The organism is Acetobacter senegalensis (genome assembly GCF_001499615.1).
Taxonomy (GTDB): Bacteria; Pseudomonadota; Alphaproteobacteria; order Acetobacterales; family Acetobacteraceae; genus Acetobacter; species Acetobacter senegalensis.
The window spans coordinates 1,882,670-1,896,182 of record NZ_LN606600.1; the positions used below are offsets into that span (position 1 = coordinate 1,882,670).

The following is a 13,513-nucleotide window of genomic DNA, read 5'->3' on the forward strand; positions in this document are numbered from 1 at the left end:
TAATAAATAAAAGTTATTTTAATAAGTGAGGGCCGTCTGAATATCAGGCGGCCCTTTTTCATAAAACTGTAAAGAAACCATCACGAAACCATCACGCACAAGAAACAGAATACGACGTATTCAGCGCTCATCGTCTTCTCTCAGGGAATGGCCTGATGCGTTGTAAAGCTGTTGTTTCTTCCTTTGCGTTTGCCTCTTTTTTATTGAGCAGCGCAGCATCCTCCGCTTTTGCGGCTCCTTCGGATGACGCGCAGATCCGTGCGCTCCGTCTGGAAATGGCGCAAATGCGCAAGGAAATGATGGGGCAGATTTCTACCCTGAAAGTTCGCCTGGCACGTAGTGAAGCAACGGCTCATCATGCAGGGCGTGCAGGCACTGCCACCACTGCCGCTGAGAATAGCCGGGCCACCCGCCGCGTGATCACGTCTGGGCCGGTTGACCCAAGCGTGCAGTTTGCTGAGCCTGCTCCCGGCGCAAACCGTATTCACCTTGCCAATTCAGGCACCCCCACAAGTGACCGTGGGGATATCATGTCCTGGAAGTCCTTCAAGGCAGCTACGGCAAGTGATGAAGATGTGCATGTTGGTGGCATGATCATCGGCTTCCCCAAAGGCCGCTTTACCATCGCTTCTGAAGACGCAGCTTATGCATTGTCCATTGGCCTAGCGTTCCATGAAGATTTTGGTGGGTTCTTTAATGCTGGCCCGCGTCGTGGAGAAGGCCGCGGTGCCTTCAACAGCTTTACAAGCAACATGCGGCGCCTGCGTATTCCGTTTACCTTCCGCTATAAAAACTTTGTTGCTGCGGTTACGCCAGATTTCGGGGCCAACCATAATGATGGGTATGTCGGCCTGTATGAAGGAAACCTGAACTACACCGGCTTGCGGAATACCATTCTGACGGTTGGTTACTTCCAGCCCCGCGTTACTGAAGAAGATTCTGAAAGCTCCAACGACTTCTTCACCCTTGAACGTCCCAGCATTACCGACATGGTTCGTAACATTGCGGCGGGTGACGCACGCTTCAGCGTGGGTGCTCTGCATTACGAAAAACGTTGGTGGATTGCAGGCTACTTTACCGGACAGGAATGGGGCCACCGCAACGCGTCTGACAGCAGCTCCACCTATTATGGTGGCGGCAGCGGCACCACCATGGATAGCCAGACAGGGGCCACATTGCGTGTTGCCGGTCGTCCGGTTGCCACGAAAGATTGGGATGTTCACGTTGGTGCATCCGGTATTTCCGCCTTCCGTCTGGCGTGTAACGCAGCGTCATCTAACTCCGGTTCGGCGACTTCCTGCTCCCGCTCCACGTCTTTTGGGCAGCGTCCTGAATTTGATATCGGGGAAGCCAATCTTGCGGCAACGGGTGCTATCAGCAACGCCAAGCAGGTCTGGGCAGCAGGTCCGGAACTCGGGGTGCGTTGGAACCGTCTGCTCGTAAAGGGCGAATACTATCATGTCGGTGTTCAGCGCGAAGGTGCTGGCCTGAAATCTGCCGGGTTCCAGGGCTGGTATGGTTCAGCAGCTTACACAATTTTCGGCACACCGCGTATGTATAGCGAAAAGAGCGGCGCGTTCACCGCTCCGGGTGTGAAAGACAACGAGGAATTCAATCCCGCTCTTAACCACTGGGGCGCGCTTGAAGTTGTGGGTCATTACAGCGTGATCGACCTGAACAGCAACCTGGGCGATGCAAACGCCAAGAACGTGATCCGTGGAGGCCAGCAGACAGTATGGACGGGCGGCCTGAACTGGTATCCCAACCGTCACTTCCGTCTGATGCTTGATTTCAGCCACTTCATCGTGTCTCGCAGCGAGCAGGCAACCAACATTTATGGGCGCACGGGCAACTCTGTTGCCGCCCGTGTTCAGGCCGGTTTCTAAAATCCTCCGGCTTTAAAAAGGATGATGCAGATGTTCTGTATCATCCTACTGTGCCGGTAAATAAGAACTGTGCAGGAGGCCGCGCCAGACCAACAATGGTCAGGCCGGCCTCTTTTGCCAGATTTAGGGCTCGTACGGTGGGGGCGGAAATAGCGACCAGCGTTGTAAAGCCCGCCATAATGGCTTTTTGTGCCATTTCATAAGAGCAACGGCTGGTAATAACGCAAAACCCGTTGGAAAAATCAGCCTTCTGCCGTAAGCCTGCGCCTATCAGTTTATCCAGTGCGTTATGACGGCCAATATCTTCCCGTATCAACTTTACAGTGCCTGTGTCATCGCACCATGCCGCGCCGTGCACCATATGGACCTGTGCGTTCAAAGCCTGATGGCTGGCAAGTTCCGTCAGACTTTTCTGTATGGCTTTGAGGGAAACAGGAGGGGCCGCCGGCACTTTTGGAAGTTGCGTATGTAGGCTTTTCAGATCATCACTGCCGCAGATGCCACATCCTGTACGGCCGGTCATGGCACGGCGTGATTGGAGAAGGCGTCTGAAATCCTCTCCCGCTATGGAAAGATGCAGCGTCACGCCATCTTCGGCCTCCTCCACACGTACGGAGCGGATGGACGCAGGTGTAGAGACCAGCCGTTCTGTTATGGAAAAACCAAAAGCATAATCTTCAAGATGCTCTTTTGTCGCCATCATCACAGCATATGGCACGCTGTTGAAAACAAACCCCACCGGGGTCTCATCCGCCAGACTCAGGTGGGTAGACGTATGGTCTGTGTCAGTCAGTTTCTCGGCTGGCCATGAGATCACGAGTGGGTCACTCATTGATCAGTCCTTTTTCAATCATGCGGCATGCTGCGGCGTAGTCTTCAGGTGTATTGATGTTGAAGAACGGATCAGGTGTCTGGTCTGCAAAAGGGACTTCTCGCACGCCAAGAGTTTTTGCAAAAAAACGCACGCGTAGCCTGTGGGGGGAAGGCGGCTGTGCCAGCCAGTCCTGTAACTGCTCCAGGCACGCGGTGGGCCATGTTGCCACCAGCGGGTGTTCTCTTCCGCCCGAGACAGCAACAGCAGGGGCTGGCAGCAGGGCGCTTGCCAGTGTTGGGGGAATAAACGGAGTGTCTCCCGGCACGGTCAGCAAGGTGTCACAGTTCTGGGTTCGCGCCCATTGCAGCCCGGCCAATACACCCGCAAGGGGACCGCAGTCGTGCATGGTGTCTGGCAGAACCGGTATGCCCCAGGGTGCAAAACGGGAGGGATCTCCATTGGCGCTCAGGGCCAGAGCCGTGCATTGCGGTATCAAGCTGCGGATGAGATGCGTGAGGAGAGGTTCTTCGTTCAGGGCAAGAAGTGGCTTATCGCGCCCACCCATACGCAGGCCCCTGCCACCAGCAAGAATGATGGCGGCAACGCGGGGGTGTGAAGGGAAAGATATCATACGCCAAGAGTCCTGTACGCCGCAGGATAGGGCAAGATCTTTTGCGCCCGCTTCCTGCGTTGGCTGATGGTAGCGGGGGCCTGAGCAGCACCAACAGCAAAAAGCCCCGACCATGCGGGGCTTTCAGCTAGAAAAGTCTCGTTCATACGGTAGCCGCAGAACGTGGCTTTCGAGAGAGGGTTTTAGTAGTTTCGGGCCGGAAGGACGTTTTTGTAAGCAATCATGCAGGCAACGTATGCGTTATCATACTGCTGCTGGATACTGCCTTGGCGGGAGTTGGAATAAGCACCGCCGCCAGCCGTTCCAGCCAGCGCGCCCGCACCGGCACCAATACCAGCGCCCACACCACCACCTGCGGCTGCACCAAGCCCGGCACCCAGCGCCGTAGCGGCCAGACCGCCATAAATGGCGCGATGATTCTGGCGTTCAGCTTGCCCGCTAACGCTGCTGGCAGCCTGAGAACGGCAGAAATTCTGTTCCTGCGAGAACGTTGCGTAGTCCTTGCCCGGGCCTGGCAGTACCAGGGCGGTGGGGCCCATGGGAGTTTCCGCGCAGGCTGCCAGCAGCAGCGCAGGAACCAGGAAAAAGGCGGCATGTCCAAGTTTCATAGGTCTTAAACTCTTATTGTCAGTTGGTAGCGAAGTATCAGATTAGTTTAGCTTTTTTAAGGCACCCCGACCATTTTCAAACAACAGACTTCAAACGCGCGGCAGTCCCTGAAGTTCATCATGCCAACCAGATTGTTCTGAAAACAGCGGGGAATCAGGGAGATTTCTGAAGCATCCGGCCCTCTTCTGACCGCAGGGAGTGCATGAGGACTAATGGCCTGCATTTCTCATCCTTTTTCCCTTTCGGGCAGAGAGAACTGCGCAGAATGACAGGGTTTCCGCCGTCCGTGCGGTCTTCAACCGGGCTTGCGTTGCGAAGTTGCTCAAGGCTTTGATGAAACACCACAAATCGGACAAATGGCGCGCCCGTACCATCCTGCCAGAGCTCAAATCCCAGCGTTGTGTCCGGCGCGGTTGGGTCTGGCTGATCAGTGAAGGTCCAGTCCAGCCCGAACAGCGTGGCCAGCATATCCAGCGTTGTATCATGTCCGACAAAAACAACCATGCGGCTGGAGGCGGGTATGGTGCTTCTGTCTGGCAGGCGGGTGATTGGGTCTGTCAGTAAACTGCCGATGGCGTCCGCCAGATATCTGCCGCGCGGTATGGCGATGGCTGGGAGGCGTCGGGTCAGATGGCTCAGGTAGGTATGTGCGGGAACGACCGTGGCCAACAGAGCAGCCTGATGCGGGAGCGCGTGGCTACCTAGGGTGGGGGAGGCGGAGGAGACATGCTCTCCTGTGACGGCAGACGTCTGAACGGTGGAAGCAAGGCCCTCACAATATTCCAGAAGCAGGTTTTCGGAAACGGTTGAGGCGAGCGCCAGCCCGCCGGTTACATGCGGCGCTCCTTTTTTCCATGACAATTTGGCCGGGGCGGAAAAACAGACGCCTTTGGATTGGATACATCCCTGTGGCGCGAAGAGCGTCTGGAGGGAAGATGTCGCCTGCCTCACGTCCTCCGGTGCAGCCTCACCGTGCGGTAGTGTCTGAGTGAGAGTGCTCAGAACACTGTGTTCATCAAGGGTTTCATGGCCGCTGGCGAGAGCGTTGAAGAGGGGATCTTTCTGCCCGGCAGGGAGAGAGGCTGCCGTCTTCAGGCACCCGGCACTCAGGGTTTTTGAGAGCACATTTCCGGTTTCCCGTGTGCGGTTATCTGCCGCGTCTGCCCAGACAAAGAGAGAGGAAGGTGTTGCGCAGGGGCGAGCGTTCTGAGGGAGAAAAGCCTGATAATAGCGGTGAAGAAATGCACCCAGACGCGCTACATCCGTGCGGCCATGTTCGGTCAGTTCACCGGGAGGGACAGGCCATGCAGACCATATAACCCCTGTCTTGGCTTCAAGGGATTCGGGCGTTTGGGTCGGGCTACGGATACCGTGACGGGTTACCAGAATAACCCGTTTGAGCACGGCACCCTGTTCAGTATTTTGCTGAGCCTGAGCCTGAGCCTGAGCCTGAGCCTGAGCCTGAGCCTGAGCCTGAGCTTTGAGCGGGAGTAAAAGCGGCAGGCAAAGAAGGAGACCGGGCAAAACAGTCGGGAAGATATGCCTCTGCCCGGAGAGAAAGCGCAGATAGGCAAATGACAGAACAGGCATGGCACCAGACAGCAGCAGAAGAAGAAAGGTGCCAGTGTATGCGGGCTGAAGGATCACCTGCAAATAAGGGCAGGCGACAGCCCCCGTGCTATTGCTGAAATCAGGTCAGCGTTCTGTCAGGAAAGGCGGGTCACCAGGAGCTGGTTGATGCGGAAGCCTTCCACGTCCACCACTTCAAACCGGAAGCCGCTTTCATCAACCCGGTCTGTCTTGCGGGCCATGCGGCGCAGCCGATGCATGACAAAGCCGCTGATGGTATCAAACTGTGCACTGTCAGGCAGTTCGGCCAAATGCAGTTCGCGCATCACATCGCCAATGGGGGCCGCGCCGTCAATCAGCCAGGAATTTTCATCCCGGCGCACAATGGCCTGTTCCTCAAAGGGGTTGGCCAGACCATCCATCAGCGCCCCCATGATATCCTTGAAGGTGATCAGCCCCACAACAAGCCCATATTCATTTACAATCAGGGCGAACCCCACACCATGCGTATCAAACTGAGCCAGCGTATCCCATAAATTGAGGGTTTCCGGCACGGACAGGACATCGCGCCGCATGCGGAAAATGGGGTTGGGTAACGCAATCTCTCCGGCAGCGGGCGTAATGGAAGGGTCCACCACGGAGGCCAGTACGTCTTCAGAGCGAATGGAGCCAATAACCGTATCCAACCCGCCATTGCACAGCGGGTAGCGGGAATATGGTTTGGCCCGTACTTTTTCATGGTTGCTCTGGGCTGTGTCCTGCACGTCCAGATACACAATCTCATCACGCGGGGTCATGGCGGAAGTAACGGAACGGTCCTGCAGGCCCAGCACGTTCTGGATCATCTGGTGTTCCTGCTCCAGCAACACGCCAGAGGCCGTGCCTGCGGCCAGAATGGCGCGTAGATCTTCCGGGGTAACCGGTTCCACGGCTGAGGCCGCAGGGATTTTCAGGGCCCGCAGAACAGCATCGGACACCTTGGAGAAAATCCAGACAAAAGGGTAAAGCGCCCGCAGTGCGAATTTGGGGAACCACCCAATGGCCAGCGCGACCTTGTCCGGCGCATTCATGGCCACCCGTTTGGGGAGTAGGTCAGCAAACAGGACAAACACACCTGTCACCAACACGAAGCTGAAAGCTGACCCCAGATTTTGCGCCAGCCCGGAGGAAAGGCCCCATTGCATCAACAGGGCCGCACTGGGGGGCGCCAGCATTTCCGAACTGACAATACCGCCCAGAATACCAACCCCGTTCAGGCAGATCTGAAGAACGGTCATCACCTGCCCGCTGTTGCGACGCAGGGCCAGAAAGGCCTGCGCACGCTTGTCTCCAGCCTCCGCACGGGAGCGAAGCCTGACTTCCCGCGCTGCCGCGAAGGAAATCTCGGACAGAGAAATCAGGATGCTGACCGCAATCAGCAGGACAAGGGCCAGAATGCCCAGCAGGAACAGGATCAAGAGAAAACTCTGCAAACGAGAGAAAAATGAAAATATCCCGTAAGCTATAACTTGTGTAGCGCGTGCCGCCTAGTTTCTTTTCCCTTGAGAGGCGGGCGGTTTACCGGCTGATCTTTTTCTTTCTCTTCTTTTAAGACCATTTTCTTGTGGCATGTGCGGAAACGGATAACACCTCCGGCCTTTCTGTGGTGAGCACGGGGGAAGCCGCAGGCTTCATATTCGGCCAGGTGGCAGCTAATCGCGCGTCTTCAGGGCTGGGCAGCATCCCCTCCGTCTGTTTCGCGTTGCGGCCGGTAGCGTGTCCGTAAACAGGACGTGTTTTGCTCATGAGGAGCCAATGGCCTCAGATGCAGATCAGATGAGCCGTCAGACCCCAGGAAAGAAAAACAGCATGTTCGATGCGTATGTCGTGGAGAAGAATGCGGAAGGCACTCCGTCAGTCGTCCTGCGTTCTCTCTCAGAAGACCAGTTGCCCGACGGAGAGGTGACGGTGCGGGTGGAGTGGTCCACCCTCAACTACAAGGATGCGCTGGCCCTTACTGGCAAGGGGCCGATTATTCGGTCTTACCCCATGGTCCCCGGCATTGATTTTGCAGGCACGGTTGAAGCCTCCAGCAATCCCGCTTTTTCTGTTGGGCAGAAAGTGCTGCTGAACGGGTACGGGGTGGGAGAAAAGCATTGGGGTGGTCTGGCAGGCCGTGCTCGGGTGCCGGGTGAATGGCTTGTTCCCTTGCCGGAAGCATTTACCCCCCGGCAGGCCATGGCGCTGGGAACGGCTGGTTACACGGCCATGTTGTGCGTACAGGCTTTGCAAAAGCAGGGTGTGACACCGCGCAGTGGAGAAGTCGTGGTCACAGGGGCTTCCGGTGGTGTGGGCAGCGTGGCGGTCATGTTGCTGGCAAAGCTGGGGTATGCGGTTACAGCCGTAACGGGCCGCATGGAAGAAAAGCCTTATCTGGAAAAGCTGGGAGCAAAAGACGTCATTCCCCGTCAGTTTTTTGGGGGCATGACGCGCCCTCTTGAAAAAGCGCGCTGGGCCGGGGCGGTGGATGTGGCAGGGGGTGCCATTCTGGCGGCGGTCTGTGCGTCCATGTTGCCTTATGGTGTTGTTACGGCGTGCGGACTTGCCGCAGGCATGGATTTTCCCGCAACGGTTGCGCCTTTCATTCTGCGCGGTGTCACGCTGGTGGGGATTGAAAGCGTAAATTGCCCCAATGCGGAACGCCGTGCGGCCTGGAGCGCCCTGGCTGAGCTTGTGGATCAGGACCTACTGGAGGAGATGACCTCTGAAATTCCGTTCTCAGAGGTTGTGTCCACGGCCGAGCGATTGCTGGCTGGTAAAGTCAGGGGGCGGGTGGTTGTAAAAACCCCCTGAGAGTATTGCCGAAAGCCGGGATGCTTCGAGTATAACCGGCTGACAAAAGAAAAACCCTGCATCTTGGGTAAAGATGCAGGGTGATCCAGCTGCAGACCCAATGGTGGAGGGGCTGAAAGCCTTGCTCACCATGTTCAAAGCTTCTCCGCCGCTCTGCCTTTTCTTTAGGCAGGACAGAGTGACGGAGAGGCGGTTTGCCTCAGGCTTCCAGACCACCGTCCACAGGCAGGGCTGCCCCCGTGATGTAACCGGCCTTCGGGCTGGCAAGGAAAGAGACCATGTTGGCGATATCGTCCACAGTGCCGTAAGCGCCAGTGGCGACAAAGCTGCTGATCACCTTTGCCCCTTCTCCGGTGGCCGGGTTAAGGTCTGTGTCAATGGGGCCGGGTTCCACCACGTTTACGGTAATGCCCTTTGGCCCAAGATCACGCGCAACACCTTGCGTAAAGCCACGCAGGGCTGCCTTGGTGGCCGCGTAAAGCGAAATTCCGGGGAAGGGTGCGCGTGCGCCAAAAGCGGACCCGATAAAGATCAGGCGGCCACCTTTTTTCATGTGTTTCACGGCTTCGGCCGTTTCCACCATAACGCCACGCACGTTCAGGTTCAGCACCTGTTCTATCTGTTCCACACTCATTTCATCAATGGGGCCGTAGGGGTAGATGCCCGCGTTGCACACCAGTGTGTCCAAACGGCCAAATTCCTTCACCGTTTCAGCAATAACGGCCTTGTTGCCAGCAACCGAGCTACCATCTGCCTTGACTGCCAGCGCCTTGCGGCCAAGGGCACGCACCTTATCGGCGGTTTCTTCCGCAGCCTGAGCGTTGCGGGCGTACGACAGCACAATATCAAAACCGTCTTTTGCAAGCTGTTCTACAATGGCCGCGCCAATACCGCGGCTACCACCTGTTACAATAGCGACAGGGTTTGTCATGTCAGTCTCCTTAAATGTCTGAAAATGCTAGGAAGGATCTTTTTAAAGCCCCAGCATCAGGGCAATATTCTGCAGGGCCGCGCCAGAGGCCCCCTTGCCCAGATTATCCAGCCGGGCCGTCAACACGGCCTGCCTGTTATGGGTGCTGGCATGCACGCGCAGTTCCATTTTGTCACTTCCGGCCAGCGCTTCGGCTGAAAGGGTTGCGTCATGCGGCAGCACGTGCACGTTCGCCTGCCCCGCATAACGGGTTGCAAGGGCCGTGTGCAGGTCTTCGCCAGTCACACCTCCGTTAAGATCATCCAGATGCAGCGGGATGGATACAATCATGCCGCGTGGAAAGTGGCCAACGGAGGGAACAAAAACCGGCCGCCGTTCCAGCCCGGCGTGCAGGTGAATTTCGGGCACATGTTTGTGCTCAAGGCCCAGCCCGTACAATTCAAAAGCCGGACCACCATCGCGTTCATGCGCTTCAATCATGGTGCGGCCACCCCCCGAATAACCACTGACGGCATTGATGCACACAGGGTAGCGGGCATCCAGAATACCGGCGTCAATCAGGGGGCGAAGCAGCGCAATGGCTCCCGTTGGGTAGCAGCCGGGGTTGGAAACCCGTGGTGCGCCCGTAATGGCAGCAGCCTGTGCTGCGGAAAGTTCGGGAAAGCCATACACCCAGCCCGGTGCCGTGCGGAAAGCCGTGCTGGCGTCCAGAATGCGGGGGGCGTTCTCTCCTAGCGTGTCCGCCATTTCCACGGCCTCGCGGGAGGCCGCGTCTGGCAGGCACAGCACAACCACATCTGCCGCGGCCATGGCCTCCTTGCGGGCCGCGGGGTCCTTGCGGCGGGCGTGGTCAATGGAATGTAGCGTAACAGGCAGGGCAGACAGGCGCTCCCGAATGCCAAGGCCTGTGGTGCCAGCTTCGCCATCAATAAAAACAACGGGGTGCTGTGTCATACCTTTTCTCCTTTGCAGAGCGGGGGACTCTGTGCCGGTTGGGGCTGTTCCGCTGGTTGCGGTTGTTGCGTGTGTCTTCTACCGCATATACGGGGGAATAGTCGGCAGGTAAAAGGGGGCAGTTTCCAAAACCGTTTCCTGCACACCTGTTCTGCAAAGGCCGGTATGGGGCAAAGACCCATTAGGGGAGAAACAGGCGGAGGGCGGCACCGTGTTTCTGCTCCCCAATGGCCGCAGTGTTGAAAAAGTCTGGAGCGAGGGCAGATACATATGGATTCACAGCATCATGAAGGCTCCGTGGCAGGGGCTGATAGCGTCTGCTCTTCAACCATGACGGATGAAACCGGGAACAACGTCGCGCGGGAGATCACGCGTCTTGCTGCGTTGATGGCGCGCCTGCGTGACCCAAAGGAAGGTTGCCCGTGGGATCAGGAGCAGACGCATGAAACCATAGCGCCTTACGCCATTGAAGAAGCCTATGAGGTGCTTGACGCCATCACTCGCAAGGATTGGCAGGCCTTTCCCGATGAGTTGGGAGATCTGCTGTTGCAGGTGGTGTATCAGGCTCAGTTGGCACAGGAAGCAGGGCAGTTTGATCTGGCGACCGTTGCACGGATGGTAACAGAGAAAATGATCCGCCGGCACCCGCATGTCACGTTTGGCCCTGATATATTGGGAGACTGCGCACAACAAGAGAATGATGCCGCACAGGATGATGCAAGCCCGCAGGCAGGTCAGTCACAGGTGCGCGGCAAGGCTTCAGCCGCAGTGCCGGGCCAGTGGGAGAAGCTGAAGGAACAGGAACGCAGGGCTGGCGCTGCTCCGGGCAAACGGCCCGGTGCGTTGGCTGGTGTGCCGCCGCAGTTGCCTGCTTTGATCCGTGCTTCCAAAATTGCGTCTCGTGCTGCACGGGTGGGGTTTGACTGGCCTGAGGTCGAGGGAGTGGTGGCCAAGGTTCATGAAGAAATGGACGAATTTGCCGTGGAAATGGCAGCGGGTGACAAAGACCGCATGCAGGACGAACTGGGAGACGTGCTGTTCTCTCTGGCAAGTCTGGCCCGCAGGCTGGATCTGGACCCGGAAGCATGCCTGCGGCGGGCATGTGACAAATTCACCCGTCGTTTTGAAGGTGTAGAAGCGTGCTTGGCGGAAAAAGGCCTGTCCATGCAGGATCAGACGGTGGAAAAACTTGATGCCATCTGGAACGAAGTCAAGCGAACAGAAAAATGAAGGGTTTGTGCCCGGCTCTCCATCGCCGTCATCAGCGGACGATACGCTCCGCGCATGATGTAGAAAGTGATCTGTAATTATTCAGGTGGAGGGTTCTAAAACCCTTATTTTTGATTTTTCTAATGGCTGCAATATCAATGGGTTACGATTTTCACACAGGCGGAAAAAGAGGGTTTTTAGAACCCTCTAGGTTGCCGGGTGCGGTTTAGAAAATTTCCGACTGGAAACAGGCTTCCAAAGCGTCCGTATAAGAGGCGGGGCGCTTTGGGATAATGGGCAGCACGGTTTTTATCTCGATCAAGTGAACCTGTAAAAGCACCCTTCCATAACCAAAGGCAGGGTGTCTCTTCTTTCAGCCTGCTCAGGTGATGGGGCCGCGTATTTCCGTCAGTCCACTCTTTTTCAGCAGCACTATGGCAAGAAGGTAAACCAGCAGCCCACCGACGGAGAGGAGCGCTCCCCCTACGCCAAGAGCACCATATCCGTAGTGGTTGGCCAGAAGCACACTGCCCAGTGACGCCCCCAGTGCGTTGGCGATGTTGAAGGCAGAATGGTTAAGGGAGGCGGCAAGAGTCTGGGCGTCTCCGGCAAAATCCATCAGGCGGGTTTGCAGGGCCGGGCCCAGACCGTTGACAAAGGTGGGCACCAGAAACACGTCCAGCATCAGGCCTGCCGTGCTGTGCAGAACAACGGGAAACACCAGCATGGCCAGAGCGCTGCCAGAAAGGGCCAGAATGGCCGCCAGATCCAGATTGCGGTCAACCAGCCATGCGCCAGCATTGGCTCCCGCCAGCATGCCAAGCCCCCAGACAACCATGAACACCATGATCTCCCACTCCGGCACCAGCGTGACGTTCTGCAAAACACTGGTCAGATAGGTGTAGATGGCGAACATACCACCAAACCCCACGGCCGCAGTCAGCAGAGTGAGCAGCACCTGTGTATTGCCAATGGCGGTGACTTCCCGCAATGGCGAGTTGGAGCGGTTGGGTCGGTCTGCCGGGATATAGCGCCAGACGCCCAGAAAGGTCAGGAAGCCGAACAGCCCGATAATCAGATAGGCAATGCGCCAGCCAAAATGGTCTGCGGCGAATGTGGAAAAAGGCGCGCCCACCAAGGTGGAGATGGCAATGCCAGACAGCACGCGCCCAACCGCCCAGCCTCGGCGGGAGCGTTCCACCATGGAGGCAGCGACCAGCGCCGAAATACCAAACAGGGCACCATGGGGCAGCCCGGTTATAAAGCGGGCGACTTCCACCAGCCCCGGCGAGGGCATGGCGATGCTGAGGAAATTGCCAAAGCAGAACAGCAGCAGCAGGCTGAGCAGCAGTTCCCGCCGGGACAGACGCGCCCCCAGAATGGTGATGAGTGGCGCACCAATCACAACCCCCAGCGCATAGGCAGTAATGGCATGGCCTGCATCGGCATCAGAAAGACCAAGTGAAGCGGCAAATTCAGGCAACATGCCCATAATGGCGAATTCGCCAGTGCCGACAACAAAGGTGCCAAAGGTAAGGGTAAGGAGGGCAGCCGTTCTGCCCCGCGGGGGCACGACCAGGGGAACACTGTTTTCAGGCAGCACGGTTTCTGTTGTCATAAACGGGTCTCGGATTAAAAAAGGGCTGTCGTCAGGTGGTCAGGGCGCTGGCTGCCTTGCGCGCTATGGCAATATCATCTTCCGTGCTGGCACCAGAAACACCAATTGCGCCCACAACAGCACCATCGGCTGTTTTCAAAACAAGACCACCGCCAAAACTGGTCAGGCCGCCATTGGTGTTTTCCAAAGAGTAGGCATGGCCATCCGGGTGAGCAATGCGGCCAAAATCTGCACTGTCCATGTGAAACAGCACGGCCGTACGGGCTTTTTTGTTGCACACATCAATGGAGCCAAGTGGTGTACCCTCCATCCGGGCAAAAGCGACAGGCCAGGCGGCTGCATCTACAATCGAGACACAAACCTGCACGCCCATCCGCTGCGCCTCGGCGAGTGCGGTATTCAGCATGGCAGTGGCGCAGGAAAGTTTCATGGGGCTGATCTTTGTTCTCTAAGAAAAAGG

12 protein-coding genes are annotated in these 13,513 nt (G+C 57.1%); 3 read left to right on the forward strand and 9 right to left on the reverse strand.

The genetic code is table 11. The features are described 5' to 3' along the window. Positions 1-155 precede the first annotated feature (155 nt). Complete coding sequence (locus tag ASN_RS08530; RefSeq protein WP_058987902.1) at positions 156-1,886, forward strand: OprO/OprP family phosphate-selective porin; 1,731 nt, start codon at positions 156-158, stop codon at positions 1,884-1,886. Positions 1,887-1,926: 40 nt separating this feature from the next. Here the strand turns inward: ASN_RS08530 and fdhD are convergent, their stop codons facing one another. The 5 genes from fdhD to ASN_RS08555 all read right to left on the reverse strand — a co-directional run bounded on the left by fdhD (position 1,927) and on the right by ASN_RS08555 (position 6,966). Then, on the reverse strand, positions 1,927-2,718 hold the full coding sequence (gene fdhD / locus ASN_RS08535) for a formate dehydrogenase accessory sulfurtransferase FdhD (protein WP_231948453.1): 792 nt from the start codon (positions 2,716-2,718) through the stop codon (positions 1,927-1,929). Next, positions 2,711-3,331, reverse strand: coding sequence for a molybdenum cofactor guanylyltransferase MobA (gene mobA / locus ASN_RS08540; protein ID WP_058987903.1), 621 nt, complete (start codon positions 3,329-3,331; stop codon positions 2,711-2,713). The genes fdhD and mobA overlap by 8 nt, the downstream gene beginning before the upstream one ends. Positions 3,332-3,513: 182 nt before the next feature. Further along, a complete protein-coding gene (locus ASN_RS08545) occupies positions 3,514-3,939 on the reverse strand; it encodes a glycine zipper family protein (protein WP_006560162.1) in 426 nt (141 codons plus the stop codon). 154 nt (positions 3,940-4,093) lie between these two features. Then, the gene (locus ASN_RS08550; protein WP_197603348.1) at positions 4,094-5,530 is read right to left on the reverse strand and encodes a histidine-type phosphatase; all 1,437 of its coding nucleotides are present in this window, start codon (positions 5,528-5,530) and stop codon (positions 4,094-4,096) included. A gap of 116 nt (positions 5,531-5,646) precedes the next feature. Continuing rightward, a complete protein-coding gene (locus ASN_RS08555; RefSeq protein WP_039905704.1) occupies positions 5,647-6,966 on the reverse strand; it encodes a hemolysin family protein in 1,320 nt (439 codons plus the stop codon). Between the two features lie 391 nt (positions 6,967-7,357). Between ASN_RS08555 and acuI the strand changes: the two genes are divergently transcribed. Further along, the gene (gene acuI, locus ASN_RS08565) at positions 7,358-8,341 is read left to right on the forward strand and encodes an acrylyl-CoA reductase (NADPH) (RefSeq protein ID WP_039905708.1); all 984 of its coding nucleotides are present in this window, start codon (positions 7,358-7,360) and stop codon (positions 8,339-8,341) included. 199 nt (positions 8,342-8,540) lie between these two features. Here acuI and ASN_RS08570 read toward each other — a convergent pair whose 3' ends face one another. Next, a complete protein-coding gene (locus ASN_RS08570; protein WP_006560102.1) occupies positions 8,541-9,272 on the reverse strand; it encodes an SDR family NAD(P)-dependent oxidoreductase in 732 nt (243 codons plus the stop codon). A gap of 42 nt (positions 9,273-9,314) precedes the next feature. Continuing rightward, positions 9,315-10,226, reverse strand: a complete 912-nt coding sequence (argC, locus tag ASN_RS08575) for an N-acetyl-gamma-glutamyl-phosphate reductase (RefSeq protein WP_058987906.1) — start codon at positions 10,224-10,226, stop codon at positions 9,315-9,317. 270 nt (positions 10,227-10,496) lie between these two features. Between argC and mazG the strand changes: the two genes are divergently transcribed. Then, the gene (mazG, locus tag ASN_RS08580; protein ID WP_058987907.1) at positions 10,497-11,456 is read left to right on the forward strand and encodes a nucleoside triphosphate pyrophosphohydrolase; all 960 of its coding nucleotides are present in this window, start codon (positions 10,497-10,499) and stop codon (positions 11,454-11,456) included. Positions 11,457-11,817: 361 nt separating this feature from the next. Here the strand turns inward: mazG and ASN_RS08585 are convergent, their stop codons facing one another. Continuing rightward, a complete protein-coding gene (locus ASN_RS08585; RefSeq protein WP_058987908.1) occupies positions 11,818-13,053 on the reverse strand; it encodes an MFS transporter in 1,236 nt (411 codons plus the stop codon). A gap of 31 nt (positions 13,054-13,084) precedes the next feature. Continuing rightward, complete coding sequence (locus ASN_RS08590) at positions 13,085-13,483, reverse strand: GlcG/HbpS family heme-binding protein (protein WP_058987909.1); 399 nt, start codon at positions 13,481-13,483, stop codon at positions 13,085-13,087. Positions 13,484-13,513: the final 30 nt, after the last annotated feature.

Bases quoted from the DNA above. Each gene is read 5' to 3' on its own strand.
- ASN_RS08530 (WP_058987902.1), top strand. From the start codon at position 156: ATGCGTTGTAAAGCTGTTGTTTCTTCCTTTGCGTTTGCCTCTTTTTTA.
- fdhD (WP_231948453.1), bottom strand. From the start codon at position 2,718: ATGAGTGACCCACTCGTGATCTCATGGCCAGCCGAGAAACTGACTGAC.
- mobA (WP_058987903.1), bottom strand. From the start codon at position 3,331: ATGATATCTTTCCCTTCACACCCCCGCGTTGCCGCCATCATTCTTGCT.
- ASN_RS08545 (WP_006560162.1), bottom strand. From the start codon at position 3,939: ATGAAACTTGGACATGCCGCCTTTTTCCTGGTTCCTGCGCTGCTGCTG.
- ASN_RS08550 (WP_197603348.1), bottom strand. From the start codon at position 5,530: ATGCCTGTTCTGTCATTTGCCTATCTGCGCTTTCTCTCCGGGCAGAGG.
- acuI (WP_039905708.1), top strand. From the start codon at position 7,358: ATGTTCGATGCGTATGTCGTGGAGAAGAATGCGGAAGGCACTCCGTCA.
- ASN_RS08570 (WP_006560102.1), bottom strand. From the start codon at position 9,272: ATGACAAACCCTGTCGCTATTGTAACAGGTGGTAGCCGCGGTATTGGC.
- argC (WP_058987906.1), bottom strand. From the start codon at position 10,226: ATGACACAGCACCCCGTTGTTTTTATTGATGGCGAAGCTGGCACCACA.
- mazG (WP_058987907.1), top strand. From the start codon at position 10,497: ATGGATTCACAGCATCATGAAGGCTCCGTGGCAGGGGCTGATAGCGTC.
- ASN_RS08585 (WP_058987908.1), bottom strand. From the start codon at position 13,053: ATGACAACAGAAACCGTGCTGCCTGAAAACAGTGTTCCCCTGGTCGTG.
- ASN_RS08590 (WP_058987909.1), bottom strand. From the start codon at position 13,483: ATGAAACTTTCCTGCGCCACTGCCATGCTGAATACCGCACTCGCCGAG.